This is a genomic window from Streptomyces sp. NPDC059994 (assembly GCF_042737755.1).
Lineage (GTDB): Bacteria > Actinomycetota > Actinomycetes > Streptomycetales > Streptomycetaceae > Streptomyces.
In genome coordinates this window covers 1-26,046 of the sequence record NZ_JBHWUR010000106.1, presented here as the reverse complement: position 1 = coordinate 26,046, position 26,046 = coordinate 1, and the positions used below count along the sequence as shown (strand labels likewise).

24 protein-coding genes and 6 pseudogenes are annotated in these 26,046 nt (G+C 69.6%); 15 read left to right on the top strand and 15 right to left on the bottom strand.

The window, feature by feature from the left end:
- The 6 genes and pseudogenes from ACFWA7_RS33230 to ACFWA7_RS33205 form a co-directional block, all read right to left on the bottom strand.
- Positions 1-326, bottom strand: a pseudogene (locus ACFWA7_RS33230) (ABC transporter permease); the annotation flags it as partial.
- A complete protein-coding gene (locus ACFWA7_RS33225; RefSeq protein ID WP_385826765.1) occupies positions 323-1,306 on the bottom strand; it encodes an ABC transporter ATP-binding protein in 984 nt (327 codons plus the stop codon). The pseudogene ACFWA7_RS33230 and the gene ACFWA7_RS33225, both read right to left, overlap by 4 nt.
- A gap of 234 nt (positions 1,307-1,540) precedes the next feature.
- On the bottom strand, positions 1,541-1,951 hold the full coding sequence (locus tag ACFWA7_RS33220) for a hypothetical protein (RefSeq protein WP_385826767.1): 411 nt from the start codon (positions 1,949-1,951) through the stop codon (positions 1,541-1,543).
- A gap of 179 nt (positions 1,952-2,130) precedes the next feature.
- A complete protein-coding gene (locus ACFWA7_RS33215) occupies positions 2,131-2,658 on the bottom strand; it encodes a MerR family transcriptional regulator (RefSeq protein ID WP_385548445.1) in 528 nt (175 codons plus the stop codon).
- Positions 2,655-3,236: a sigma-70 family RNA polymerase sigma factor gene (locus tag ACFWA7_RS33210; RefSeq protein ID WP_385826769.1), complete on the bottom strand. Its 582-nt coding sequence runs from the start codon at positions 3,234-3,236 to the stop codon at positions 2,655-2,657. Before ACFWA7_RS33210 ends, ACFWA7_RS33215 begins: the two co-directional genes overlap by 4 nt.
- Entirely contained in the window at positions 3,233-3,442 is a 210-nt protein-coding gene (locus ACFWA7_RS33205; protein WP_385548451.1) for a hypothetical protein, read from the bottom strand. The genes ACFWA7_RS33210 and ACFWA7_RS33205 overlap by 4 nt, the downstream gene beginning before the upstream one ends.
- 301 nt (positions 3,443-3,743) lie before the next feature.
- Between ACFWA7_RS33205 and ACFWA7_RS33200 the strand changes: the two genes are divergently transcribed.
- The gene (locus tag ACFWA7_RS33200; RefSeq protein WP_385548453.1) at positions 3,744-4,787 is read left to right on the top strand and encodes a YihY/virulence factor BrkB family protein; all 1,044 of its coding nucleotides are present in this window, start codon (positions 3,744-3,746) and stop codon (positions 4,785-4,787) included.
- A 49-nt stretch (positions 4,788-4,836) separates the two neighbouring features.
- Here the strand turns inward: ACFWA7_RS33200 and ACFWA7_RS33195 are convergent, their stop codons facing one another.
- The 4 genes and pseudogenes from ACFWA7_RS33195 to ACFWA7_RS33180 form a co-directional block, all read right to left on the bottom strand.
- Positions 4,837-5,112 carry a hypothetical protein gene (locus ACFWA7_RS33195; RefSeq protein WP_385826778.1) on the bottom strand — a complete coding sequence of 92 codons (276 nt, stop codon included), beginning with the start codon at positions 5,110-5,112 and terminating at the stop codon, positions 4,837-4,839.
- A 196-nt stretch (positions 5,113-5,308) separates the two neighbouring features.
- A pseudogene (locus ACFWA7_RS33190) lies at positions 5,309-5,500 on the bottom strand (transposase); the annotation flags it as partial.
- A gap of 160 nt (positions 5,501-5,660) precedes the next feature.
- Complete coding sequence (locus ACFWA7_RS33185) at positions 5,661-5,888, bottom strand: hypothetical protein (RefSeq protein ID WP_385826771.1); 228 nt, start codon at positions 5,886-5,888, stop codon at positions 5,661-5,663.
- Between the two features lie 146 nt (positions 5,889-6,034).
- Complete coding sequence (locus tag ACFWA7_RS33180) at positions 6,035-6,397, bottom strand: hypothetical protein (RefSeq protein WP_385548458.1); 363 nt, start codon at positions 6,395-6,397, stop codon at positions 6,035-6,037.
- Between the two features lie 760 nt (positions 6,398-7,157).
- Here ACFWA7_RS33180 and ACFWA7_RS33175 point away from each other — a divergent pair.
- Entirely contained in the window at positions 7,158-7,889 is a 732-nt protein-coding gene (locus tag ACFWA7_RS33175; RefSeq protein ID WP_385826773.1) for an endonuclease/exonuclease/phosphatase family protein, read from the top strand.
- Positions 7,890-8,854: 965 nt separating this feature from the next.
- Positions 8,855-9,457 carry a gamma carbonic anhydrase family protein gene (locus ACFWA7_RS33170; RefSeq protein ID WP_385548465.1) on the top strand — a complete coding sequence of 201 codons (603 nt, stop codon included), beginning with the start codon at positions 8,855-8,857 and terminating at the stop codon, positions 9,455-9,457.
- Positions 9,458-10,231: 774 nt separating this feature from the next.
- On the opposite strand, the gene ACFWA7_RS33165 is transcribed toward ACFWA7_RS33170, so the two are convergent.
- A complete protein-coding gene (locus tag ACFWA7_RS33165; RefSeq protein WP_385826775.1) occupies positions 10,232-12,154 on the bottom strand; it encodes a serine/threonine-protein kinase in 1,923 nt (640 codons plus the stop codon).
- 616 nt (positions 12,155-12,770) lie between these two features.
- Here ACFWA7_RS33165 and ACFWA7_RS33160 point away from each other — a divergent pair.
- A pseudogene (locus ACFWA7_RS33160) lies at positions 12,771-13,034 on the top strand (transposase); the annotation flags it as partial.
- Here the strand turns inward: ACFWA7_RS33160 and ACFWA7_RS33155 are convergent.
- Positions 13,013-13,261, bottom strand: a pseudogene (locus tag ACFWA7_RS33155) (transposase); the annotation flags it as partial. The pseudogenes ACFWA7_RS33160 and ACFWA7_RS33155 overlap by 22 nt on opposite strands.
- 631 nt (positions 13,262-13,892) lie before the next feature.
- On the opposite strand from ACFWA7_RS33155, the gene ACFWA7_RS33150 reads away from it, so the two are divergent.
- Positions 13,893-15,815: a serine/threonine-protein kinase gene (locus tag ACFWA7_RS33150; RefSeq protein ID WP_385826775.1), complete on the top strand. Its 1,923-nt coding sequence runs from the start codon at positions 13,893-13,895 to the stop codon at positions 15,813-15,815.
- 774 nt (positions 15,816-16,589) lie between these two features.
- Here ACFWA7_RS33150 and ACFWA7_RS33145 read toward each other — a convergent pair.
- Positions 16,590-17,192 carry a gamma carbonic anhydrase family protein gene (locus ACFWA7_RS33145; protein ID WP_385548465.1) on the bottom strand — a complete coding sequence of 201 codons (603 nt, stop codon included), beginning with the start codon at positions 17,190-17,192 and terminating at the stop codon, positions 16,590-16,592.
- A gap of 965 nt (positions 17,193-18,157) precedes the next feature.
- Positions 18,158-18,889, bottom strand: a complete 732-nt coding sequence (locus ACFWA7_RS33140; protein ID WP_385826773.1) for an endonuclease/exonuclease/phosphatase family protein — start codon at positions 18,887-18,889, stop codon at positions 18,158-18,160.
- Between the two features lie 760 nt (positions 18,890-19,649).
- Here ACFWA7_RS33140 and ACFWA7_RS33135 point away from each other — a divergent pair.
- The 4 genes and pseudogenes from ACFWA7_RS33135 (at position 19,650) to ACFWA7_RS33120 (ending at position 21,210) form a co-directional block, all read left to right on the top strand.
- A complete protein-coding gene (locus ACFWA7_RS33135; RefSeq protein WP_385548458.1) occupies positions 19,650-20,012 on the top strand; it encodes a hypothetical protein in 363 nt (120 codons plus the stop codon).
- Positions 20,013-20,158: 146 nt separating this feature from the next.
- A complete protein-coding gene (locus tag ACFWA7_RS33130) occupies positions 20,159-20,386 on the top strand; it encodes a hypothetical protein (protein ID WP_385826771.1) in 228 nt (75 codons plus the stop codon).
- A 160-nt stretch (positions 20,387-20,546) separates the two neighbouring features.
- A pseudogene (locus ACFWA7_RS33125) lies at positions 20,547-20,738 on the top strand (transposase); the annotation flags it as partial.
- A 196-nt stretch (positions 20,739-20,934) separates the two neighbouring features.
- Positions 20,935-21,210: a hypothetical protein gene (locus ACFWA7_RS33120; RefSeq protein ID WP_385826778.1), complete on the top strand. Its 276-nt coding sequence runs from the start codon at positions 20,935-20,937 to the stop codon at positions 21,208-21,210.
- A 49-nt stretch (positions 21,211-21,259) separates the two neighbouring features.
- Here ACFWA7_RS33120 and ACFWA7_RS33115 read toward each other — a convergent pair whose 3' ends face one another.
- A complete protein-coding gene (locus ACFWA7_RS33115) occupies positions 21,260-22,303 on the bottom strand; it encodes a YihY/virulence factor BrkB family protein (RefSeq protein WP_385548453.1) in 1,044 nt (347 codons plus the stop codon).
- A gap of 301 nt (positions 22,304-22,604) precedes the next feature.
- Here ACFWA7_RS33115 and ACFWA7_RS33110 point away from each other — a divergent pair, with 301 nt between their 5' ends.
- From ACFWA7_RS33110 to ACFWA7_RS33085, 6 genes and pseudogenes are all read left to right on the top strand, one after another.
- Positions 22,605-22,814 (top strand): hypothetical protein, encoded by a 210-nt coding sequence (locus ACFWA7_RS33110; RefSeq protein ID WP_385548451.1) that lies wholly within the window; start codon positions 22,605-22,607, stop codon positions 22,812-22,814.
- Positions 22,811-23,392, top strand: coding sequence for a sigma-70 family RNA polymerase sigma factor (locus ACFWA7_RS33105; protein ID WP_385826769.1), 582 nt, complete (start codon positions 22,811-22,813; stop codon positions 23,390-23,392). The genes ACFWA7_RS33110 and ACFWA7_RS33105 overlap by 4 nt, the downstream gene beginning before the upstream one ends.
- On the top strand, positions 23,389-23,916 hold the full coding sequence (locus ACFWA7_RS33100) for a MerR family transcriptional regulator (RefSeq protein WP_385548445.1): 528 nt from the start codon (positions 23,389-23,391) through the stop codon (positions 23,914-23,916). The genes ACFWA7_RS33105 and ACFWA7_RS33100 overlap by 4 nt, the downstream gene beginning before the upstream one ends.
- A 179-nt stretch (positions 23,917-24,095) precedes the next feature.
- Entirely contained in the window at positions 24,096-24,506 is a 411-nt protein-coding gene (locus ACFWA7_RS33095) for a hypothetical protein (protein ID WP_385826767.1), read from the top strand.
- A gap of 234 nt (positions 24,507-24,740) precedes the next feature.
- Positions 24,741-25,724, top strand: coding sequence for an ABC transporter ATP-binding protein (locus tag ACFWA7_RS33090; RefSeq protein ID WP_385826765.1), 984 nt, complete (start codon positions 24,741-24,743; stop codon positions 25,722-25,724).
- Positions 25,721-26,046 (top strand): annotated as a pseudogene (locus tag ACFWA7_RS33085) (ABC transporter permease); the annotation flags it as partial. The gene ACFWA7_RS33090 and the pseudogene ACFWA7_RS33085, both read left to right, overlap by 4 nt.

Genomic DNA, 26,046 nt, shown 5'->3' with positions numbered 1-26,046 from the left:
GTCCCGAGCCGGTCCTCGCAGGCGAACACATCACCGGCGACCACCGAGGTCAGCAGGGGCAGCGCCCAGCTACCGCAGAACCCGAGCGTCACCAGCGGTCCGGCCCACCCGGTCGCGTGCATCCAGCGGCCGAAGAGCGTGTCCGTGGGGAGCGTGCTCTGCTGGGCCACCAGGGCGACGAAGGCACCCGGCACGAGCCAGCAGGCGAGCACCAGCAGGCGGATACGCCACTGGGAGACGAGCTTGACCAGCTCGAAGCGGTATGCGCGCACCACCGGGACGCGGTGGGCGGCGGAAGCGTGGGGGGCGGCGACGGCCGTGGTCATCGTCCGGCCTCCTGCGGCTCGATCTGCCGCTGTCGCGCGATCGGCTTCTCGGTGAGCGGCTCGGTGAGGGAGAGAAAGGCGGTTTCGAGCGGCGAGGCCACCGGGGCGAGCTCGCGCAGCGCGATGTCCGCGTGGACGAGCCGCCTCACCAACTCGTCGAGGGCAGGCACCAGGGCGCGCACGACGAGCACGCCGGAGTCGCGTCGCCCCTCGGCGTCGTCGACGGTCCGGATCCCGTCCGTCTCGTCCGCCAGCCGCCGGGCAGCCGACGGGTCGGAGGTGATGAGCCGGTAGTCGAGTTCACGGTTCTCGGCGGCGAGCTTGCCGAGCGGGCCGGAGAAGACGACCCGTCCGGTGGCGAGGACCGTGACCTCGGAGCACAGCGCTTCGACGTCGTCCATGCGGTGGCTGGAGAGCACGACGCCGGTTCCGTCGGCGGCGAGCCGGGTCAGGACACCGTGCACGTGTCTCTTTCCTGCCGGGTCGAGGCCGTTGGCCGGTTCGTCGAGGACGAGCAGCCGGGGCTTGGTGAGCAGGGCGGCGCCGAGCCCGAGCCGCTGGCGCATACCGAGCGAGAAGCCGCGGGCCCGGTCGTCGGCGACATCGGTGAGCCCGACCTCGTCGAGCACGTCGTCGATCCCCGCCGTCCGCGCGTCGTGGCCGCGCAGGGCTGCCAGGGCGGCGAGGTTCTGCCGGGCGGTGAGCGAGGGGTAGAGGCCGGGTCCGTCCACGAAGCCGGCGACCCCGCCGGGAGCGGCGAGCTCGCGCCCGACCGGCGTCCCCAGGATCTCCAGTCGGCCACTGTCGGCGACGGCCAGTCCCAGCAGAAGCCCGAGCAAGGTCGTCTTGCCCGCGCCGTTCGGTCCGACCAGGCCATGGATCTGCCCCTGCGCCACCTCCAGATCGACGCCGTCGAGTGCGATGACGTCGCCGAAACACTTGGTGATCCCACGGGCCTGCAGCGCCGGCGGTGTGTCCATGAGCCCCTTCTTCCAGAAGAACCCCCAACAGAACATAGAGACGCCTCAAGACGCGGGCAGGGTAGGCCAGTTGAAGCCACAAGGAACGGAAGGAGACCGGCACCTGACGCGCCGACAGCGAACGGGATCCAGAGCCGGAGATCCCGCGGAACGCCAGCCCGCGGCCGGAACGGCCACGGGCTGTCGGTCTGTGCACGCGGGTCATGCAGGGGACCCGCACGGGAGGTACGGAGGTCAGTGGACGGTCACGTCGAACACCGGCGAAGCCGTGTTCCCGCTCAGGATGCGCAGGTCGTTCTTGCCCTTCAGGCCCAGCTTTACGCCGAGCGAGTAGGTGCCCCTGGAGCTGAGCTGCGTCACGGCGGGCAGGCTGACCCACTTCTTGCCCTGCTTCTGCTGGAGGGCCATCTTGCTGCCCGCCTTCAGGCCGGTCGCGGTGCCGGTGACCCGGAACAGCTGCCATGCCTTCACCGAGGTTGCCGACGGCTTGGCGGTGATGCCGGCCTCGGCGGCGGTCGCCCGCGCGACGGAGCTACCGGGCGCCGGGGTGGCGGCCGAGGCAACGGTTCCCGCGAGAACGACGGACGCCGCGCTGATGACGCCCACGGCGGCGAAACGCAGGAAGTGCCGCTTGGTGATGGCCATGAAAACCCCTCTCAGTCGAAAAGCCCCAGATCTCACGCGTCAGTGAGTTGATACTGTTTGCTCGCTTCTTGCCTGAGAAGATGCCCCTCGCCCCGAACGCGTTGCCCGGCCTTTGTCACCGCCCTGCAACAGCCGCCACTGGCTTCCCGGCCGACCGCGACGCCGCCCCCGATCCATCGCTAGTCGTCGATGTCGCGGGGGCGTGGGCGGGCGGCGGCACTGCGCTGATACCAGGCTCGGATCGTGTCCGCGAACCAGTACGGGGCGCCGCCTTCGACCACGTCCGGCGGCGGGAGCAGGCCGTGCTTGCGGTACGAACGCAGGGTCTGGGACCGCACGCCCAACAGCAGCGCGATTTCCTTGTACGACCACAGTTCCCGGCCGGTCCGCGACGGTACGGCAGCAGCCGAGGAGCGAGGGGTGTCTTCCGCAGGAGGCACGGGTGCAAGCGCTCGGCCTTCCCCCTCCGTGCCGGTCTCCGACTCCCGGTCCAGGGCATCCCGCAATCCCGCCTCCGTGTCCAGGATGTCGTCGAGGTTCGCCACCGCGGCATCATGGCGGGACTGGAGCAGCACCTCGTGGAGACCGGCCTCCACGTCCAGGACGTCGTCGAGCCCCTCGGTCAGGGCGCGCCCGTACCGGTCGAGGCGGTCGCCCAGCTGCTCGGCCGGGCGGTCGCCCGGGTGAGGCTGCGGCTCGGGAGTCACTGCGGCCCCTCCCGTTCCTTGAGACGGGCGGCTGCGGCACGGCGGGCCTTCGCCAGGTTGGCGCGTACCGTCTCGGACGGCAGGCCGATTTCCGCGGCGATGTCACCCGGCTTGTACCCGGCCAGCGTCCAGGCCAGGACCTGTCGCTGACGGAACGGCAGACTCCGCAGCACCGGCAGCAGGTCGTAGCGGCCCTCCCACTCGGCAATGGCGTCCGGGCGGACGAGCAGCGCGTTGGGCTCGGGGACCTGGTCGACCGGGTCCTCCTCGACCGACGCGACCCATCGCACCAGGGCACGCGAGGCGACCCTGTACGCCCAGGCCCGTGGCCTGTCCAGGTCGTTCCACCGGCGGTACGCCTTGATCATCGTGTCCTGGGCGACATCGGCGGCGACGTGGAACGGGGCACCCTGGTTGACCAGGAAAGCGACGAGTTGACGGATCGTATCGCGATAGAAGGCGGAGAACTGCTCGTCGACTTCGACGCGTTCGCCCCGGCTCTCGTCGTCCGGGCCGGTGCGGGCGGCGGAGCCCGTGGCGGGGCGGTGAGAACCATGGGACGGGTCCGGGCCGATCATGCCGCCGAGTCCGTCCGTTGGACCCGCGCGAGGGTGACCGTCATCCGTACGTGACGTCCGTCGGCGTGCCGGTCGTCGAGTTCCAGCCGGTAGCGGCTGTCGTCCTGTTCCCGCCGTAAGCGCCGGCGCAGCCACAGGCCCAGCGCGGCGCAGGTTTTCGCGGCGATGATCGAGACGATGGCGGTGACCGCCGTGCCCGCATCCATGAACGCCCTTTCGTACGGTCGCGGCCCCGGAACCGGGAAGCCCGTCACTCCGTAAGAGCCCGGAGAGGGGAGGAACGTGAACTCGCGGGCCGGATTCGCCACGACCGGGTGACGCGGAGGGGATGGTGCCCACGCCTCGCGGACACCCCCGCTCTTCGCCCACGGGGTGTACACGGCATCGCTTCCGTACAGCTGCCGGGTGAAGGCGGAAGCATAGGTCTGCCGGTCGGACAGGGCGGGAGCGCCCCGTCCAGGAAGGGACAGTTGGCGTGAAACCGGCTCTCCGGGGTAACCGGCGCGCATGGCGAAGTGGCACCTTCGAGGGCGAAATGGCAACGGCAGCACCGGTGGGGACGCGCGGGAGGCAGGCCCGCCGCCGGAGGTGCAGCGGGCGGCGCCGGATACTCCGACAGAGCTGCCGAGGCGAGCATGGGGCGCGGTACTCAAAGGCAGCCTGCGGGAGTTCAGGGACGACGAGCTGAGCGACCGCGCGGCGGCGCTCACGTACTACGGCGTGCTGTCGCTGTTTCCCGCGCTGCTTGTGCTGGTGTCGCTCCTGGGCATGACCGGTCAGTCGACCACCGACAAGGTCCTGCACAACGTCCAGCGGTTCGCGCCCGGATCGGCCCGGGACATCATCACCGACGCGGTGCGGCAACTACAGGACAGCGCGGGCCTCGGCTCGGTGATGGCGATCGTCGGCCTGGTCCTGGCCGTGTGGTCGGCGTCCGGCTACGTCGCGGCGTTCATCCGCGCGGCCAACGCGGTCTATGAGATGCCCGAAGGCCGGCCGGTCTGGAAGCTCCTTCCCGTACGGATCGGACTCACCGTGGTCCTGATGGTCCTGGCGGTGATCAGCGCACTGATCGTGGTCTTCACCGGCGGCCTCGCCCGCCAGGCAGGCACCGCACTCGGCATCGGAAGCGCCGGCTTGACGGTGTGGTCGATCGCCAAATGGCCCGTCCTGGCTGCCCTGGTCACCCTCATGATCGCGCTCCTGTACTGGGCGTGCCCGAACGCGAAGGTCAAGGGCCTCAAATGGATCACCCCGGGCAGTTTCCTGGCCCTGCTGATCTGGATGGTCGCCTCCGGTGCGTTCGCGTTCTACGTCGCCAACTTCGCGTCCTACAACAAGACCTACGGCGCGATGGCCGGCATCATCGTCTTCCTGGTGTGGCTCTGGATCACCAACCTGGCCATCCTGCTGGGCCTGGAGTTCGACGCGGAGATCGTGCGCCAGCGAGCGATCGCCGGCGGCCTGCCACCGGACGAGGAGCCCTACGCGGCGCCGCGTGACACCAGGAAGTGGGACGAGGAGGACCGGCGCCGTCTGGGCGAGGTCTGACCGCAACGCCTGCCCGATCGCGGTGGGCGGTCTCGATACCACCCGGAGGTCAGCCCTCTTGCCGTGGTCGTCGCGGACCGCCCGCGAGAGGGACACCGGTGCGCCGGGCCTGCTCGGCGGACGCCGTGGAGCCGCTGCTGCGGGCGGCCTCCTGGGGAATCCGCGCGGGCTGCACCGGCTGGTCGGGCGGCGGGACGTATCCGGGCAGGCGCAAGGTGCCCCAGACGTAGGGATCGGCCTGGGCGCTGCCGAAGAGGGACCAGGCCAGACGCGTCTGACCGGTCCGGTCCCGGTGTGCGGGTCCTTGGCCTGGTACTTGCCGCACTTCTCCCCCGCGGGCCCCGGGAAACCGCCGTTCGTGGCGAGCAGTCGGCGGTCTTGCCGAACGTGACCGCGGTCATCGCTCGCAGCGAGCGCTCGGGCAGCGCGAGCGCGGAGCGGGGGAAGCGCAGAAAGTGGTGGTCGACACCGTGGTCGAAGGCGAGCGCGTACGGGACAGACGTGTCGTAGAGGGCGAACTCCCGCCACTGGCAGCCCGTCCGGTTCTGACAGAAGATCGCGTTCACGACCTCCCTCAGGTCGCAGGAGCCCGGGTCGCCCGTCGCCGACCGCGCCACCCGGTCCTGCTTCCAGGCCGTGATCACCGGCTCGATCAACGCCCACTGCCCGTCCGATAAATCACTGAGGTACGGCTCTCTCTTCCCGCCCCGCATCTCAGTATGGACATGCTCACCAGACGGCCTCGTACGGCGACCAGTACCACGATCGAGCGATCACGAACCAAGGAAGACCCGACTCAACGCACACTCACACCACGCCACCGGGCACGCTTGGCATCGTCCTTTGGGCGTTGCGGGCTGAAAGGCGCGCCGGTCAGGCGACCGTCTGGCGCTGAGGCGTCTTCCGCGTCTTCACCCCGCCGACGATGAGCGCCAGCCCCATGGCGACGATGCCGAGGTAAGCGGTGGACGGAAGGTCGACGACCTTGTGCAGCCAGCCCCACTCCGTGCCGAAGAAGGTTTGCGAGGCGAAGCTGACAAGCCCCTGGGCTCCTGCGACGTAGCCGATGCTTTCGACGGTGTATCCGATGGTTGTTCGCACGGATCAACCCTCTCGCGGCGGTGCCGCAAGATCGTCCTCCACAGGGCCGAAAACGCAGTAGTCCAAAGGATGCAGTCGCGTGCGGAGAGCACCGGCAGAGCACCCCGCCGCGGCAGACGAGTGGTCGACACCGGACGGCTCGAACCTCACGCCCTCGTACGCCCAGCGCAGCTGGAGGCGCTGCCCGCCGCGGCGCGCTCATCGGCATCGGCACCGACGGACGGGCGATCGCCGTCGACATCGACGACGCGCCGCACATCCCGGTCTGCCCCGCCAACGGCGGGGGCCGCGCGACCAACCTGCGCACCATCATCGCCCAGCTCCTGCAGCAGGGCGCCCACGCCCTGATCCTCGACGCCAAGCGGGTCGCCCACCTGTGGGCGAAGGACCTGCCGACGGTGACGCACCGCGGCGACGTCGCCGGCATCCACGACGCCCTGGCCTGCCTCGCCACCGAGCGTCAGTGCCGCCTCGACCTCGACGGCGTGCCGCGCCTGATGGTCGTCCACATGGCCGACACGAGCCTGGACCCCACCGGCCAGGGACGCAAACGCTGGACCCAACGACGGAAGGCCGCACTCAACTCCTTCGACATCACCTTCGATGGCCGGCTCCAGCCCGCCGGCACACTGCCCGGGTCGGGCACGACAGAGCGCAGCACGGCCATGTCCTTCAGGGGAGCGGCGGTCCTCTCGTCATCGCCGCCCCGCAGGAGCAGTACCGCTGCCACCACGGCGATCACCAGGACAACCGCCGCGAGCGAGCGACTGGTGCGGGTGTTCTGGATCGTGAGTGACCCGAGGGCGAAGTTGCCGCGCCTCATCGTTGTCAGTGTCGTCGCCTGCCGTCACGGCCATGGGCTACGACGTTCACATCACCAGTCGCGAGAACTGGTGGGACGAAGAAGGGCCAGAGATCACCGCAGCGGAGTGGGAGGCCGCAGTGGCGGCGGACCCGGAGCTGGAGATGGTTCCGGCACCGCAGAGCCGCAGGGCGTCTTGGGTAGCCCCTCTGCCGCACCTCGAACCCCTGAGTGCCGGTCACCTCTCGTGAACGCCTCGTTGTGCCGTCCCAGGACGTGGGTGTCGGGCGACACGCTTGACTTCAAGAGGGGGAAGCCTCCCAGCCCAACCGGTCCGCGCGCGCCGTTCGCCCTCGCCTGCGCGGTCAATGAAATTTCAGCATGCTGGCAGGAAATTCCAGGGCACACTCGCTTGGTGACCAGCGGGAAGCGAAAACATCGAGAGGGGAAGCGTGGAGGATCTGCCGATGTCGGCGACGGAGCCTGAGGGTTGCGTGGTCGTGCGCGTGCTCAGTTACAACATCCGTTCCATGCGCGACGACGTCGCGGCTCTCGCCCGGGTGATCGGGGCTTGCCGGCCTGATGTGGTCTGCGTTCAGGAGGCGCCGCGGTTCTTCGGCTGGCGCAAGGCCGCCGCCCGTCTCGCCCGGACTTCGGGGCTCGTGTACGTTGCGGGCGGCGCCACCGCCTCCGGCCCCATGATCCTCACCTCGCTCCGCGCGCACGTGGTGCGCACCGAGGACGTCCTGCTGCCCCGCACCCCTGGCCTGCACCAGCGCGGCTTCGCCACCGCCATGTTGCGCTTCGGCCGGGTCCGCCTCGGTGTGCTCAGCTGTCATTTGAGCATCAACGCTCAGGAGCGCTACGAACAGGGACAACTGCTCCTTGAGCGGCTGTCCGCCATGGACGTGCCGCACGCGGTTGCCGCGGGCGACCTCAACGACCGGCCCGACGGCTATACCTTCGGCCTGCTCGCGGGCGCTCTGCAGGACGGCTGGGCGACGAAGCCGTGGGGGCGGGAGCACACCACCCGGCTGGGCGATCCGCTGCAGCGCATCGACGCCGTCTTCGCCACACAGGGGGTTCAGGTGCTGGGGTGCGGAGTACCGATGGGGCTCTCCGGCGTCTTGGAACGAGACCTGCGAGCAGCCACGGACCACCTGCCCGTGCTGGCCGCTTTGCGAGTACCCCCCCACTAGCACGGCTCCGCCTCGGACCCAGTCCTCGCACTCCCCCGCCTGTCGCTGCGAGGCACCCCGGTCCCTGCAGCCTTGAACGCGGCCTAGAACTGGGTCGCCCACTGCGCATCCACCGGACGCTGGGGCGGCCCTCGCCTGATCATGTGCTCCGACCAGGGCGCACTGACGAGGACGAAGGCCGTGAAGACAGGTCTGCTGCCCACCAGACTGCTGGCTCATGGCCGACCCCGCGCTTCCCTCGCCACCCTGCGCCCCACAGACGCGGATCGAGCTGCCGAGCGCCGCCGTCGAGCGCCTCGCCCGCCAGCTCGGCGCTCCCTCGTGGCAGCGGCCATAGCAGGCATGCTCGGCCTGCTGGCGGGGCGCCGGACGCTCCGGGACCAGGCGGCGGTGGAGCATCAGCAGTGGCTGCGCGCGCAGCGGCAGAGCGCGTACGTCGAGCTGCTCGCTGCATGGGATACCGCTGCAGAGGCCCTCCTCCGGCAAGAGGGGCTCCCGCTGGAGGTAGCGGGAGCCACGAGGGCTCTCGACGTCGCGCAGTTGAAAAGCAAATTCTCCGAGCCGCTACGGGCCCCTCTGGAGCAGGTCCGGCTCCTCGGACCGCCCAGGCCGAGGCGCTGGCCGTGAGAATGAACGTCGTTTTGGGAACCATCATCGCTGCGCTTGAGGTCACCAGGTCCGGTCTGTCCCGCTCCCCCGGCCTACTGCCTGTTCCGATGGACAGGGAAGTGTGGAAAAGGGCGCGGGACGCGCGAGTCGGGTTTTTTCAATGCGGTGGCGACCGTCGTGCGAGCCCCACCGGCCGTCACCCGGCGAGAGCCGCGAACTGGCTGAGCGAGCCCTCCAGTCTCGGGTCCGCACCCCAACCAGCACACCCAGCAACAAGATCAAGACGTCCCGGCGCCTGCGGTCTTACCTGGCGGAACGGCGTGCGTGAACGGACCAGACTGCGGCATGATCGCGGGATGCTGATCGATCACGAGGGCTGTTCGCCGACCGTGCACCCCACGGCCTTTGTCGCGCCGACCGCGACACTGAGTGGGGACGTGCGGGTGGGAGCGGGGTGTCGGGTGCTGTTCGGCGCCGTGCTCACTGCGGAGGGTGGCCCGGTGGAACTCGGCGAGGGTTGCATCGTGATGGAGAACGCGGTCCTGCGCGGGACACGCCGCGATCCACTGGTCCTGGGGCGGCAGGTCCTGGTCGGCCCCACCTCGTACCTGACCGGATGCTCGGTGGAGGACGAGGTATTCCTGGCGACCGGAAGCCGTGTGTTCAACGGCGCGCGGATCGGAACGCGCTCGGAGGTGCGCATCAACGGAATCGTACACCTGCGCACGGTACTGCCCGCCGACTCGATGGTGCCGATCGGCTGGGTAGCCGTGGGCGACCCGGCGCGGATTCTTCCGCCCCAGGATCACGAGGCTATCTGGGCTGTGCAGAAAGAACTGGACTTCCCGGGCTACGTCTTCGGCCTGGACCGGCCAGCTGACGGCGAAAGCCTCATGCCGGGTATCTCGGAGCGTTTCGGTCGGGCCCTTGGCCGTCATCGAAACGACCGTCAGATCTGAGCCACCCGCCCTGTGGCGGCCTCGATCTGCTCACCGACGGCGTGAATCCCGTTCGGCGGCCGAAGTGATGACGGCGGACGTACAACGGAGACCGGTGCCCGTGATCTCAGTGTTGTCCACGAGCCGAACTCAGCCCGGCTCCTCACGGAAGTCTCGTTCGCGACAGAGGCAGAACCGCCGGCAGAGAGGGCCCTGGGTCCCGAGAGTGCGTAGATCCACGCTAGCCGTCGGCTCAGCTCGACTGTCGTCGCCAGGTAGAGCTCTCGGGGTCGATGCCGGCCGTCGGCGTGTTGAGTACCAGGTTCGCCAGCACCACGATCTCGGCGAAAGCCGCGAGGTGACACATCGCGCCCGTCCTCCTGGGCGACGGGATTCGCCTGTTCGACAACCTCGGTGGCGCGCCCGTACGGCTTGAGCTCCTCAACGGTCACCATCGCGCAGCGGCGGTGAACCTGCGCTACCATCCCGTCGCGATCGTGTGACGGCTCGCTGAGCCGGTGCCGCTGCGTGCTCTTGACGGCAACAGCCCTCGCGGCGTGACGTCCGGCAGGGGAGGTCAGCGGCACAGGACGTGAGCCCCGCCCAGCAGTTGTGCCCCGACGTCGCCAATAGCCAGATCGGCCCGGCCGTCACGGCCCTCGGTGGGCGGGAGCCCATCCCGTAGCGAGGGGGGGCGCCAAGATGGTGGCTATGACATGGCCGTCGACCGACCATGGCGGGCGCGGCGGTCAGACGGGCCGTCGCGGCGCGGACGGCGTACCCGCGGCCTCCGAGCTATCTGTTGGCCTCAGCGACCGATTCGATGGCGGCCTTCGCCGCTGTCGTCGCATCCCGCACCATGCTCGCGGAGTCGGGCGGGCGCGCGCCGGCGAAGCCCGTGCCACTGTCGTAGACCCTGACCACGACGTTGCCCGTACGGACCACGAGCGTCGCGTCCTTATAGTTGTGGTCGTTTGTCTTCGAGTCGGAGCTCATGGCGGTTTCCTGGTCGCCGATGCCGAACACGGGCTCAGTCTTGATGTTCCAGGCGTCAGTGCTTGTCCGGACGTTGGCGATGACGTTCGTGTAGGTGTCCTCGGCGTGCTTCTCGCCGCTGCGTGTGTCGGAGTCGTAGCGCCACAGGGCAACGGAGAGAAAGCGGAAGTGGTCGGTGTCGTCCCTGCCGCTCCAGTAACAGCGGGTGTAGTCGGCCGTGTTGCTCGTGTCGGCCGTGCCGTTCCGATCCGTCACACCAGGCACCAGCTGCTCAAGCGTCCCTTCGGTGATCGTCTTGCATGCCTCGGGCAGCTTGGCGAACTTCACGGGGCCGACATCACGGGGCTCTGTCGCGCTCGGCGAGGAGTCGGAGGGGACAGAGGACTCAGGGGAGGGAGAGTACGAGCGCGTCTGCTCCTCCTCAGGAGACTCGCCGCCCTTGCCATCCGAACCGGTCTCCCCCAGAAAGACCGCGAGTACCGCGATCGCTGAGGTTGCCAGGGCAACCCCCAGCGCGGCCACCAGCGGTGGTATGCGGCGATGGTGTGGTTCCGGCCGTGGATGGGGAATGCCGAGGGGCTCCGCACCGGCCGGTACACGGTCGCGTGCCTGGTCGGCCGCCCCCTTCGGCTGCTCTGCCACGTCGGATCCACTGGCGGCGGAAGCGGGAGAGGCCAGGACCGGGCCAGACGACTGCCCGATCTGGGTGGGTGCCTGGTGCAGTGCGGGTGCGGGTGCGGGTGCGGGTGCCGGTGCCGGTGCCGGTGCCGGTGCCGGTGCCGGTGCCGGTGCCGGTGCCGGTGCCGGTGCGTTGGGAAGTGCGGGAGGTTTGCCCGGCGCAGTGGGGGGCGGAGTGGGGGGAAGGGATGTATCAGCATGTTCCCGTACTAGCCGGGCGATCGGGTCGGGCATCCAACCGGGCTCGGTGAGTAGCAGCGTGGTGAGGGCCGTCTCTTCGCCCATGTCGCAGCGGCCTACGGTGGTCAGCCAGTTGAGCAGGGCGTCCACGGTGGGGCGCTGGTCGGGCTGTTTGGTCAGGCAGGCGGCCACCACAGGGCGCAGTTCGGGTGCGAGCGAGGCCAGGCTGGGCTGTTCATATACGGCGCGGAAGTGCAGGGCGTGCGGGGTGCCGGTGCCGAACGGGCCGACTCCAGTGGCGGTATAAGCCAACAGCGCGCCCAGGGCGAAGACGTCGCTGGCCGGTCCGACCGGCTGCCCGGTGAGCTGTTCTGGGGACATGAAGCCAGGAGTGCCTATCGTCATGCCGGTGTGGGTCAGCACGCTGTCCTCGCTCGCCACCGAGATGCCGAAGTCGATCACCCTCGGGCCGTCGGCAGCGAGAAGCACGTTGGAGGGTTTCAGGTCCCGGTGGACGACCCCGGCCGCGTGGATCGCCTCCAGGGCTTCGGCCAAACCCGCGCCCAGAGCGAGTACTGGCTGTGCCGCCCAGGGGCCGTGCCCAGAGATCGCCTCGCCCAGCGAAACACCTGGTACGTAGACGACAGCCAGCCAGGCGGGGGAGCCTTCCGGGTCGGCGTCGACCACGCCCGCGGTGAAGGCACCGTTGACCCGCCGGGCGGCGGCCACCTCGCGGGCGAAGCGGCGCCGGAAGTCGGCGTCCCCGGCCAGCTCCGGACGTACCACCTTCACCGCGACCAGACGCCCGGCGGGTGAGCGCGCCAAGTACACCTGGCCCATACCTCCGGAGCCGAGCCGTGCCACGATTCGGTAGCGCCCCGCCTGCCGAGGGTCTTGCGGCTCCAAGGTCTCCGGCGCTCCCAACCCATCCCCCGCCCCACGGCCCATGGGCCGCCGTCAAGATGCCCAACTATTCGCGACATGCCGGCTATTACTCAAAGCACCGCCCTCACAGACGACGAGGGCCTAGTGGAGTTCGTGCGGCGGGCGGGCTCGAAGCGCCCCGATGCTGCTCCCTGGAACCTGATCCCGACGGCCCACCAGGACCCCGCGCGCTCAGCGTCTCCAGGTCGTCATCGACCTGCTGGGCTCGCTCGTGATGCGCCCGGCGCCAGAAGGCAGCTCTGCCGCCATACGTCAGTGGCCATCGCCACGACCACCGAACCCGCTTCCCTCCTCACCGGAGTCCCCTCCCCCGCCGTCGCCGCATCGGACGCTTACCAGCATCGCGCTGCCTGTTCAGAGGAGCCATAGACGAAGATGACCGAACATGGCTCGAACTGTCGCGCGGCGTCGCACTGTCCAATCGGCTGATCATGGTTGTTGAGGTTGTCAGCCCGGCGGGGGTGAGCCGACCTTCGAAGGCGATCTGGAGGGCATCACCGTGGCGAGGCGCACGCCCTGACCCAGCATCACCAGGACGGGTCTGACCGGCACGGACGTCGGCATCCGCTGGCAGGTATTCTTGCGCCGCTCCGACCTGGGACACACCTTCCGCGTGATCAAAACGACGCTCGGCTGGACCCGCCCCAAACTCGGCACCCCCGAGGCCGCCGACCGCTGGACCTGGCTGATCATCGCCGCCCATACCCCACTCCGGCTCCTCCGCGCTGCCGCTGCGGACCTCCGGCGTCCCTGGGAGAAGCCCGCCGAGCCCGGCCGCCCTGCCCGGGCCCGGGCAGGGCGGCCGGGCTCGGCGGGCTTCTCCCAGGGACGCCGGAGGTCCGCAGCGGCAGCGCGGAGGAGCCGGAGTGGGGTATGGGCGGCGATGATCAGCCAGGTCCAGCGGTCGGCGGCCTCGGGGGTGCCGAGTTTGGGGCGGGTCCAGCCGAGCGTCGTTTTGATCACGCGGAAGGTGTGTCCCAGGTCGGAGCGGCGCAAGAATACCTGCCAGCGGATGCCGACGTCCGTGCCGGTCAGACCCGTCCTGGTGATGCTGGGTCAGGGCGTGCGCCTCGCCACGGTGATGCCCTCCAGATCGCCTTCGAAGGTCGGCTCACCCCCGCCGGGCTGACAACCTCAACAACCATGATCAGCCGATTGGACAGTGCGACGCCGCGCGACAGTTCGAGCCATGTTCGGTCATCTTCGTCTATGGCTCCTCTGAACAGGCAGCGCGATGCTGGTAAGCGTCCGATGCGGCGACGGCGGGGGAGGGGACTCCGGTGAGGAGGGAAGCGGGTTCGGTGGTCGTGGCGATGGCCACTGACGTATGGCGGCAGAGCTGCCTTCTGGCGCCGGGCGCATCACGAGCGAGCCCAGCAGGTCGATGACGACCTGGAGACGCTGAGCGCGCGGGGTCCTGGTGGGCCGTCGGGATCAGGTTCCAGGGAGCAGCATCGGGGCGCTTCGAGCCCGCCCGCCGCACGAACTCCACTAGGCCCTCGTCGTCTGTGAGGGCGGTGCTTTGAGTAATAGCCGGCATGTCGCGAATAGTTGGGCATCTTGACGGCGGCCCATGGGCCGTGGGGCGGGGGATGGGTTGGGAGCGCCGGAGACCTTGGAGCCGCAAGACCCTCGGCAGGCGGGGCGCTACCGAATCGTGGCACGGCTCGGCTCCGGAGGTATGGGCCAGGTGTACTTGGCGCGCTCACCCGCCGGGCGTCTGGTCGCGGTGAAGGTGGTACGTCCGGAGCTGGCCGGGGACGCCGACTTCCGGCGCCGCTTCGCCCGCGAGGTGGCCGCCGCCCGGCGGGTCAACGGTGCCTTCACCGCGGGCGTGGTCGACGCCGACCCGGAAGGCTCCCCCGCCTGGCTGGCTGTCGTCTACGTACCAGGTGTTTCGCTGGGCGAGGCGATCTCTGGGCACGGCCCCTGGGCGGCACAGCCAGTACTCGCTCTGGGCGCGGGTTTGGCCGAAGCCCTGGAGGCGATCCACGCGGCCGGGGTCGTCCACCGGGACCTGAAACCCTCCAACGTGCTTCTCGCTGCCGACGGCCCGAGGGTGATCGACTTCGGCATCTCGGTGGCGAGCGAGGACAGCGTGCTGACCCACACCGGCATGACGATAGGCACTCCTGGCTTCATGTCCCCAGAACAGCTCACCGGGCAGCCGGTCGGACCGGCCAGCGACGTCTTCGCCCTGGGCGCGCTGTTGGCTTATACCGCCACTGGAGTCGGCCCGTTCGGCACCGGCACCCCGCACGCCCTGCACTTCCGCGCCGTATATGAACAGCCCAGCCTGGCCTCGCTCGCACCCGAACTGCGCCCTGTGGTGGCCGCCTGCCTGACCAAACAGCCCGACCAGCGCCCCACCGTGGACGCCCTGCTCAACTGGCTGACCACCGTAGGCCGCTGCGACATGGGCGAAGAGACGGCCCTCACCACGCTGCTACTCACCGAGCCCGGTTGGATGCCCGACCCGATCGCCCGGCTAGTACGGGAACATGCTGATACATCCCTTCCCCCCACTCCGCCCCCCACTGCGCCGGGCAAACCTCCCGCACTTCCCAACGCACCGGCACCGGCACCGGCACCGGCACCGGCACCGGCACCGGCACCGGCACCGGCACCGGCACCCGCACCCGCACCCGCACCCGCACTGCACCAGGCACCCACCCAGATCGGGCAGTCGTCTGGCCCGGTCCTGGCCTCTCCCGCTTCCGCCGCCAGTGGATCCGACGTGGCAGAGCAGCCGAAGGGGGCGGCCGACCAGGCACGCGACCGTGTACCGGCCGGTGCGGAGCCCCTCGGCATTCCCCATCCACGGCCGGAACCACACCATCGCCGCATACCACCGCTGGTGGCCGCGCTGGGGGTTGCCCTGGCAACCTCAGCGATCGCGGTACTCGCGGTCTTTCTGGGGGAGACCGGTTCGGATGGCAAGGGCGGCGAGTCTCCTGAGGAGGAGCAGACGCGCTCGTACTCTCCCTCCCCTGAGTCCTCTGTCCCCTCCGACTCCTCGCCGAGCGCGACAGAGCCCCGTGATGTCGGCCCCGTGAAGTTCGCCAAGCTGCCCGAGGCATGCAAGACGATCACCGAAGGGACGCTTGAGCAGCTGGTGCCTGGTGTGACGGATCGGAACGGCACGGCCGACACGAGCAACACGGCCGACTACACCCGCTGTTACTGGAGCGGCAGGGACGACACCGACCACTTCCGCTTTCTCTCCGTTGCCCTGTGGCGCTACGACTCCGACACACGCAGCGGCGAGAAGCACGCCGAGGACACCTACACGAACGTCATCGCCAACGTCCGGACAAGCACTGACGCCTGGAACATCAAGACTGAGCCCGTGTTCGGCATCGGCGACCAGGAAACCGCCATGAGCTCCGACTCGAAGACAAACGACCACAACTATAAGGACGCGACGCTCGTGGTCCGTACGGGCAACGTCGTGGTCAGGGTCTACGACAGTGGCACGGGCTTCGCCGGCGCGCGCCCGCCCGACTCCGCGAGCATGGTGCGGGATGCGACGACAGCGGCGAAGGCCGCCATCGAATCGGTCGCTGAGGCCAACAGATAGCTCGGAGGCCGCGGGTACGCCGTCCGCGCCGCGACGGCCCGTCTGACCGCCGCGCCCGCCATGGTCGGTCGACGGCCATGTCATAGCCACCATCTTGGCGCCCCCCCTCGCTACGGGATGGGCTCCCGCCCACCGAGGGCCGTGACGGCCGGGCCGATCTGGCTATTGGCGACGTCGGGGCACAACTGCTGGGCGGGGCTCACGTCCTGTGCCGCTGACCTCCCCTGCCGGACGTCACGCCGCGAGGGCTGTTGCCGTCAAGAGCACGCAGCGGCACCGGCTCAGCGAGCCGTCACACGATCGCGACGGGATGGTAGCGCAGGTTCACCGCCGCTGCGCGATGGTGACCGTTGAGGAGCTCAAGCCGTACGGGCGCGCCACCGAGGTTGTCGAACAGGCGAATCCCGTCGCCCAGGAGGACGGGCGCGATGTGTCACCTCGCGGCTTTCGCCGAGATCGTGGTGCTGGCGAACCTGGTACTCAACACGCCGACGGCCGGCATCGACCCCGAGAGCTCTACCTGGCGACGACAGTCGAGCTGAGCCGACGGCTAGCGTGGATCTACGCACTCTCGGGACCCAGGGCCCTCTCTGCCGGCGGTTCTGCCTCTGTCGCGAACGAGACTTCCGTGAGGAGCCGGGCTGAGTTCGGCTCGTGGACAACACTGAGATCACGGGCACCGGTCTCCGTTGTACGTCCGCCGTCATCACTTCGGCCGCCGAACGGGATTCACGCCGTCGGTGAGCAGATCGAGGCCGCCACAGGGCGGGTGGCTCAGATCTGACGGTCGTTTCGATGACGGCCAAGGGCCCGACCGAAACGCTCCGAGATACCCGGCATGAGGCTTTCGCCGTCAGCTGGCCGGTCCAGGCCGAAGACGTAGCCCGGGAAGTCCAGTTCTTTCTGCACAGCCCAGATAGCCTCGTGATCCTGGGGCGGAAGAATCCGCGCCGGGTCGCCCACGGCTACCCAGCCGATCGGCACCATCGAGTCGGCGGGCAGTACCGTGCGCAGGTGTACGATTCCGTTGATGCGCACCTCCGAGCGCGTTCCGATCCGCGCGCCGTTGAACACACGGCTTCCGGTCGCCAGGAATACCTCGTCCTCCACCGAGCATCCGGTCAGGTACGAGGTGGGGCCGACCAGGACCTGCCGCCCCAGGACCAGTGGATCGCGGCGTGTCCCGCGCAGGACCGCGTTCTCCATCACGATGCAACCCTCGCCGAGTTCCACCGGGCCACCCTCCGCAGTGAGCACGGCGCCGAACAGCACCCGACACCCCGCTCCCACCCGCACGTCCCCACTCAGTGTCGCGGTCGGCGCGACAAAGGCCGTGGGGTGCACGGTCGGCGAACAGCCCTCGTGATCGATCAGCATCCCGCGATCATGCCGCAGTCTGGTCCGTTCACGCACGCCGTTCCGCCAGGTAAGACCGCAGGCGCCGGGACGTCTTGATCTTGTTGCTGGGTGTGCTGGTTGGGGTGCGGACCCGAGACTGGAGGGCTCGCTCAGCCAGTTCGCGGCTCTCGCCGGGTGACGGCCGGTGGGGCTCGCACGACGGTCGCCACCGCATTGAAAAAACCCGACTCGCGCGTCCCGCGCCCTTTTCCACACTTCCCTGTCCATCGGAACAGGCAGTAGGCCGGGGGAGCGGGACAGACCGGACCTGGTGACCTCAAGCGCAGCGATGATGGTTCCCAAAACGACGTTCATTCTCACGGCCAGCGCCTCGGCCTGGGCGGTCCGAGGAGCCGGACCTGCTCCAGAGGGGCCCGTAGCGGCTCGGAGAATTTGCTTTTCAACTGCGCGACGTCGAGAGCCCTCGTGGCTCCCGCTACCTCCAGCGGGAGCCCCTCTTGCCGGAGGAGGGCCTCTGCAGCGGTATCCCATGCAGCGAGCAGCTCGACGTACGCGCTCTGCCGCTGCGCGCGCAGCCACTGCTGATGCTCCACCGCCGCCTGGTCCCGGAGCGTCCGGCGCCCCGCCAGCAGGCCGAGCATGCCTGCTATGGCCGCTGCCACGAGGGAGCGCCGAGCTGGCGGGCGAGGCGCTCGACGGCGGCGCTCGGCAGCTCGATCCGCGTCTGTGGGGCGCAGGGTGGCGAGGGAAGCGCGGGGTCGGCCATGAGCCAGCAGTCTGGTGGGCAGCAGACCTGTCTTCACGGCCTTCGTCCTCGTCAGTGCGCCCTGGTCGGAGCACATGATCAGGCGAGGGCCGCCCCAGCGTCCGGTGGATGCGCAGTGGGCGACCCAGTTCTAGGCCGCGTTCAAGGCTGCAGGGACCGGGGTGCCTCGCAGCGACAGGCGGGGGAGTGCGAGGACTGGGTCCGAGGCGGAGCCGTGCTAGTGGGGGGGTACTCGCAAAGCGGCCAGCACGGGCAGGTGGTCCGTGGCTGCTCGCAGGTCTCGTTCCAAGACGCCGGAGAGCCCCATCGGTACTCCGCACCCCAGCACCTGAACCCCCTGTGTGGCGAAGACGGCGTCGATGCGCTGCAGCGGATCGCCCAGCCGGGTGGTGTGCTCCCGCCCCCACGGCTTCGTCGCCCAGCCGTCCTGCAGAGCGCCCGCGAGCAGGCCGAAGGTATAGCCGTCGGGCCGGTCGTTGAGGTCGCCCGCGGCAACCGCGTGCGGCACGTCCATGGCGGACAGCCGCTCAAGGAGCAGTTGTCCCTGTTCGTAGCGCTCCTGAGCGTTGATGCTCAAATGACAGCTGAGCACACCGAGGCGGACCCGGCCGAAGCGCAACATGGCGGTGGCGAAGCCGCGCTGGTGCAGGCCAGGGGTGCGGGGCAGCAGGACGTCCTCGGTGCGCACCACGTGCGCGCGGAGCGAGGTGAGGATCATGGGGCCGGAGGCGGTGGCGCCGCCCGCAACGTACACGAGCCCCGAAGTCCGGGCGAGACGGGCGGCGGCCTTGCGCCAGCCGAAGAACCGCGGCGCCTCCTGAACGCAGACCACATCAGGCCGGCAAGCCCCGATCACCCGGGCGAGAGCCGCGACGTCGTCGCGCATGGAACGGATGTTGTAACTGAGCACGCGCACGACCACGCAACCCTCAGGCTCCGTCGCCGACATCGGCAGATCCTCCACGCTTCCCCTCTCGATGTTTTCGCTTCCCGCTGGTCACCAAGCGAGTGTGCCCTGGAATTTCCTGCCAGCATGCTGAAATTTCATTGACCGCGCAGGCGAGGGCGAACGGCGCGCGCGGACCGGTTGGGCTGGGAGGCTTCCCCCTCTTGAAGTCAAGCGTGTCGCCCGACACCCACGTCCTGGGACGGCACAACGAGGCGTTCACGAGAGGTGACCGGCACTCAGGGGTTCGAGGTGCGGCAGAGGGGCTACCCAAGACGCCCTGCGGCTCTGCGGTGCCGGAACCATCTCCAGCTCCGGGTCCGCCGCCACTGCGGCCTCCCACTCCGCTGCGGTGATCTCTGGCCCTTCTTCGTCCCACCAGTTCTCGCGACTGGTGATGTGAACGTCGTAGCCCATGGCCGTGACGGCAGGCGACGACACTGACAACGATGAGGCGCGGCAACTTCGCCCTCGGGTCACTCACGATCCAGAACACCCGCACCAGTCGCTCGCTCGCGGCGGTTGTCCTGGTGATCGCCGTGGTGGCAGCGGTACTGCTCCTGCGGGGCGGCGATGACGAGAGGACCGCCGCTCCCCTGAAGGACATGGCCGTGCTGCGCTCTGTCGTGCCCGACCCGGGCAGTGTGCCGGCGGGCTGGAGCCGGCCATCGAAGGTGATGTCGAAGGAGTTGAGTGCGGCCTTCCGTCGTTGGGTCCAGCGTTTGCGTCCCTGGCCGGTGGGGTCCAGGCTCGTGTCGGCCATGTGGACGACCATCAGGCGCGGCACGCCGTCGAGGTCGAGGCGGCACTGACGCTCGGTGGCGAGGCAGGCCAGGGCGTCGTGGATGCCGGCGACGTCGCCGCGGTGCGTCACCGTCGGCAGGTCCTTCGCCCACAGGTGGGCGACCCGCTTGGCGTCGAGGATCAGGGCGTGGGCGCCCTGCTGCAGGAGCTGGGCGATGATGGTGCGCAGGTTGGTCGCGCGGCCCCCGCCGTTGGCGGGGCAGACCGGGATGTGCGGCGCGTCGTCGATGTCGACGGCGATCGCCCGTCCGTCGGTGCCGATGCCGATGAGCGCGCCGCGGCGGGCAGCGCCTCCAGCTGCGCTGGGCGTACGAGGGCGTGAGGTTCGAGCCGTCCGGTGTCGACCACTCGTCTGCCGCGGCGGGGTGCTCTGCCGGTGCTCTCCGCACGCGACTGCATCCTTTGGACTACTGCGTTTTCGGCCCTGTGGAGGACGATCTTGCGGCACCGCCGCGAGAGGGTTGATCCGTGCGAACAACCATCGGATACACCGTCGAAAGCATCGGCTACGTCGCAGGAGCCCAGGGGCTTGTCAGCTTCGCCTCGCAAACCTTCTTCGGCACGGAGTGGGGCTGGCTGCACAAGGTCGTCGACCTTCCGTCCACCGCTTACCTCGGCATCGTCGCCATGGGGCTGGCGCTCATCGTCGGCGGGGTGAAGACGCGGAAGACGCCTCAGCGCCAGACGGTCGCCTGACCGGCGCGCCTTTCAGCCCGCAACGCCCAAAGGACGATGCCAAGCGTGCCCGGTGGCGTGGTGTGAGTGTGCGTTGAGTCGGGTCTTCCTTGGTTCGTGATCGCTCGATCGTGGTACTGGTCGCCGTACGAGGCCGTCTGGTGAGCATGTCCATACTGAGATGCGGGGCGGGAAGAGAGAGCCGTACCTCAGTGATTTATCGGACGGGCAGTGGGCGTTGATCGAGCCGGTGATCACGGCCTGGAAGCAGGACCGGGTGGCGCGGTCGGCGACGGGCGACCCGGGCTCCTGCGACCTGAGGGAGGTCGTGAACGCGATCTTCTGTCAGAACCGGACGGGCTGCCAGTGGCGGGAGTTCGCCCTCTACGACACGTCTGTCCCGTACGCGCTCGCCTTCGACCACGGTGTCGACCACCACTTTCTGCGCTTCCCCCGCTCCGCGCTCGCGCTGCCCGAGCGCTCGCTGCGAGCGATGACCGCGGTCACGTTCGGCAAGACCGCCGACTGCTCGCCACGAACGGCGGTTTCCCGGGGCCCGCGGGGGAGAAGTGCGGCAAGTACCAGGCCAAGGACCCGCACACCGGGACCGGACCGGTCAGACGCGTCTGGCCTGGTCCCTCTTCGGCAGCGCCCAGGCCGATCCCTACGTCTGGGGCACCTTGCGCCTGCCCGGATACGTCCCGCCGCCCGACCAGCCGGTGCAGCCCGCGCGGATTCCCCAGGAGGCCGCCCGCAGCAGCGGCTCCACGGCGTCCGCCGAGCAGGCCCGGCGCACCGGTGTCCCTCTCGCGGGCGGTCCGCGACGACCACGGCAAGAGGGCTGACCTCCGGGTGGTATCGAGACCGCCCACCGCGATCGGGCAGGCGTTGCGGTCAGACCTCGCCCAGACGGCGCCGGTCCTCCTCGTCCCACTTCCTGGTGTCACGCGGCGCCGCGTAGGGCTCCTCGTCCGGTGGCAGGCCGCCGGCGATCGCTCGCTGGCGCACGATCTCCGCGTCGAACTCCAGGCCCAGCAGGATGGCCAGGTTGGTGATCCAGAGCCACACCAGGAAGACGATGATGCCGGCCATCGCGCCGTAGGTCTTGTTGTAGGACGCGAAGTTGGCGACGTAGAACGCGAACGCACCGGAGGCGACCATCCAGATCAGCAGGGCCAGGAAACTGCCCGGGGTGATCCATTTGAGGCCCTTGACCTTCGCGTTCGGGCACGCCCAGTACAGGAGCGCGATCATGAGGGTGACCAGGGCAGCCAGGACGGGCCATTTGGCGATCGACCACACCGTCAAGCCGGCGCTTCCGATGCCGAGTGCGGTGCCTGCCTGGCGGGCGAGGCCGCCGGTGAAGACCACGATCAGTGCGCTGATCACCGCCAGGACCATCAGGACCACGGTGAGTCCGATCCGTACGGGAAGGAGCTTCCAGACCGGCCGGCCTTCGGGCATCTCATAGACCGCGTTGGCCGCGCGGATGAACGCCGCGACGTAGCCGGACGCCGACCACACGGCCAGGACCAGGCCGACGATCGCCATCACCGAGCCGAGGCCCGCGCTGTCCTGTAGTTGCCGCACCGCGTCGGTGATGATGTCCCGGGCCGATCCGGGCGCGAACCGCTGGACGTTGTGCAGGACCTTGTCGGTGGTCGACTGACCGGTCATGCCCAGGAGCGACACCAGCACAAGCAGCGCGGGAAACAGCGACAGCACGCCGTAGTACGTGAGCGCCGCCGCGCGGTCGCTCAGCTCGTCGTCCCTGAACTCCCGCAGGCTGCCTTTGAGTACCGCGCCCCATGCTCGCCTCGGCAGCTCTGTCGGAGTATCCGGCGCCGCCCGCTGCACCTCCGGCGGCGGGCCTGCCTCCCGCGCGTCCCCACCGGTGCTGCCGTTGCCATTTCGCCCTCGAAGGTGCCACTTCGCCATGCGCGCCGGTTACCCCGGAGAGCCGGTTTCACGCCAACTGTCCCTTCCTGGACGGGGCGCTCCCGCCCTGTCCGACCGGCAGACCTATGCTTCCGCCTTCACCCGGCAGCTGTACGGAAGCGATGCCGTGTACACCCCGTGGGCGAAGAGCGGGGGTGTCCGCGAGGCGTGGGCACCATCCCCTCCGCGTCACCCGGTCGTGGCGAATCCGGCCCGCGAGTTCACGTTCCTCCCCTCTCCGGGCTCTTACGGAGTGACGGGCTTCCCGGTTCCGGGGCCGCGACCGTACGAAAGGGCGTTCATGGATGCGGGCACGGCGGTCACCGCCATCGTCTCGATCATCGCCGCGAAAACCTGCGCCGCGCTGGGCCTGTGGCTGCGCCGGCGCTTACGGCGGGAACAGGACGACAGCCGCTACCGGCTGGAACTCGACGACCGGCACGCCGACGGACGTCACGTACGGATGACGGTCACCCTCGCGCGGGTCCAACGGACGGACTCGGCGGCATGATCGGCCCGGACCCGTCCCATGGTTCTCACCGCCCCGCCACGGGCTCCGCCGCCCGCACCGGCCCGGACGACGAGAGCCGGGGCGAACGCGTCGAAGTCGACGAGCAGTTCTCCGCCTTCTATCGCGATACGATCCGTCAACTCGTCGCTTTCCTGGTCAACCAGGGTGCCCCGTTCCACGTCGCCGCCGATGTCGCCCAGGACACGATGATCAAGGCGTACCGCCGGTGGAACGACCTGGACAGGCCACGGGCCTGGGCGTACAGGGTCGCCTCGCGTGCCCTGGTGCGATGGGTCGCGTCGGTCGAGGAGGACCCGGTCGACCAGGTCCCCGAGCCCAACGCGCTGCTCGTCCGCCCGGACGCCATTGCCGAGTGGGAGGGCCGCTACGACCTGCTGCCGGTGCTGCGGAGTCTGCCGTTCCGTCAGCGACAGGTCCTGGCCTGGACGCTGGCCGGGTACAAGCCGGGTGACATCGCCGCGGAAATCGGCCTGCCGTCCGAGACGGTACGCGCCAACCTGGCGAAGGCCCGCCGTGCCGCAGCCGCCCGTCTCAAGGAACGGGAGGGGCCGCAGTGACTCCCGAGCCGCAGCCTCACCCGGGCGACCGCCCGGCCGAGCAGCTGGGCGACCGCCTCGACCGGTACGGGCGCGCCCTGACCGAGGGGCTCGACGACGTCCTGGACGTGGAGGCCGGTCTCCACGAGGTGCTGCTCCAGTCCCGCCATGATGCCGCGGTGGCGAACCTCGACGACATCCTGGACACGGAGGCGGGATTGCGGGATGCCCTGGACCGGGAGTCGGAGACCGGCACGGAGGGGGAAGGCCGAGCGCTTGCACCCGTGCCTCCTGCGGAAGACACCCCTCGCTCCTCGGCTGCTGCCGTACCGTCGCGGACCGGCCGGGAACTGTGGTCGTACAAGGAAATCGCGCTGCTGTTGGGCGTGCGGTCCCAGACCCTGCGTTCGTACCGCAAGCACGGCCTGCTCCCGCCGCCGGACGTGGTCGAAGGCGGCGCCCCGTACTGGTTCGCGGACACGATCCGAGCCTGGTATCAGCGCAGTGCCGCCGCCCGCCCACGCCCCCGCGACATCGACGACTAGCGATGGATCGGGGGCGGCGTCGCGGTCGGCCGGGAAGCCAGTGGCGGCTGTTGCAGGGCGGTGACAAAGGCCGGGCAACGCGTTCGGGGCGAGGGGCATCTTCTCAGGCAAGAAGCGAGCAAACAGTATCAACTCACTGACGCGTGAGATCTGGGGCTTTTCGACTGAGAGGGGTTTTCATGGCCATCACCAAGCGGCACTTCCTGCGTTTCGCCGCCGTGGGCGTCATCAGCGCGGCGTCCGTCGTTCTCGCGGGAACCGTTGCCTCGGCCGCCACCCCGGCGCCCGGTAGCTCCGTCGCGCGGGCGACCGCCGCCGAGGCCGGCATCACCGCCAAGCCGTCGGCAACCTCGGTGAAGGCATGGCAGCTGTTCCGGGTCACCGGCACCGCGACCGGCCTGAAGGCGGGCAGCAAGATGGCCCTCCAGCAGAAGCAGGGCAAGAAGTGGGTCAGCCTGCCCGCCGTGACGCAGCTCAGCTCCAGGGGCACCTACTCGCTCGGCGTAAAGCTGGGCCTGAAGGGCAAGAACGACCTGCGCATCCTGAGCGGGAACACGGCTTCGCCGGTGTTCGACGTGACCGTCCACTGACCTCCGTACCTCCCGTGCGGGTCCCCTGCATGACCCGCGTGCACAGACCGACAGCCCGTGGCCGTTCCGGCCGCGGGCTGGCGTTCCGCGGGATCTCCGGCTCTGGATCCCGTTCGCTGTCGGCGCGTCAGGTGCCGGTCTCCTTCCGTTCCTTGTGGCTTCAACTGGCCTACCCTGCCCGCGTCTTGAGGCGTCTCTATGTTCTGTTGGGGGTTCTTCTGGAAGAAGGGGCTCATGGACACACCGCCGGCGCTGCAGGCCCGTGGGATCACCAAGTGTTTCGGCGACGTCATCGCACTCGACGGCGTCGATCTGGAGGTGGCGCAGGGGCAGATCCATGGCCTGGTCGGACCGAACGGCGCGGGCAAGACGACCTTGCTCGGGCTTCTGCTGGGACTGGCCGTCGCCGACAGTGGCCGACTGGAGATCCTGGGGACGCCGGTCGGGCGCGAGCTCGCCGCTCCCGGCGGGGTCGCCGGCTTCGTGGACGGACCCGGCCTCTACCCCTCGCTCACCGCCCGGCAGAACCTCGCCGCCCTGGCAGCCCTGCGCGGCCACGACGCGCGGACGGCGGGGATCGACGACGTGCTCGACGAGGTCGGGCTCACCGATGTCGCCGACGACCGGGCCCGCGGCTTCTCGCTCGGTATGCGCCAGCGGCTCGGGCTCGGCGCCGCCCTGCTCACCAAGCCCCGGCTGCTCGTCCTCGACGAACCGGCCAACGGCCTCGACCCGGCAGGAAAGAGACACGTGCACGGTGTCCTGACCCGGCTCGCCGCCGACGGAACCGGCGTCGTGCTCTCCAGCCACCGCATGGACGACGTCGAAGCGCTGTGCTCCGAGGTCACGGTCCTCGCCACCGGACGGGTCGTCTTCTCCGGCCCGCTCGGCAAGCTCGCCGCCGAGAACCGTGAACTCGACTACCGGCTCATCACCTCCGACCCGTCGGCTGCCCGGCGGCTGGCGGACGAGACGGACGGGATCCGGACCGTCGACGACGCCGAGGGGCGACGCGACTCCGGCGTGCTCGTCGTGCGCGCCCTGGTGCCTGCCCTCGACGAGTTGGTGAGGCGGCTCGTCCACGCGGACATCGCGCTGCGCGAGCTCGCCCCGGTGGCCTCGCCGCTCGAAACCGCCTTTCTCTCCCTCACCGAGCCGCTCACCGAGAAGCCGATCGCGCGACAGCGGCAGATCGAGCCGCAGGAGGCCGGACGATGACCACGGCCGTCGCCGCCCCCCACGCTTCCGCCGCCCACCGCGTCCCGGTGGTGCGCGCATACCGCTTCGAGCTGGTCAAGCTCGTCTCCCAGTGGCGTATCCGCCTGCTGGTGCTCGCCTGCTGGCTCGTGCCGGGTGCCTTCGTCGCCCTGGTGGCCCAGCAGAGCACGCTCCCCACGGACACGCTCTTCGGCCGCTGGATGCACGCGACCGGGTGGGCCGGACCGCTGGTGACGCTCGGGTTCTGCGGTAGCTGGGCGCTGCCCCTGCTGACCTCGGTGGTCGCCGGTGATGTGTTCGCCTGCGAGGACCGGCTCGGGAC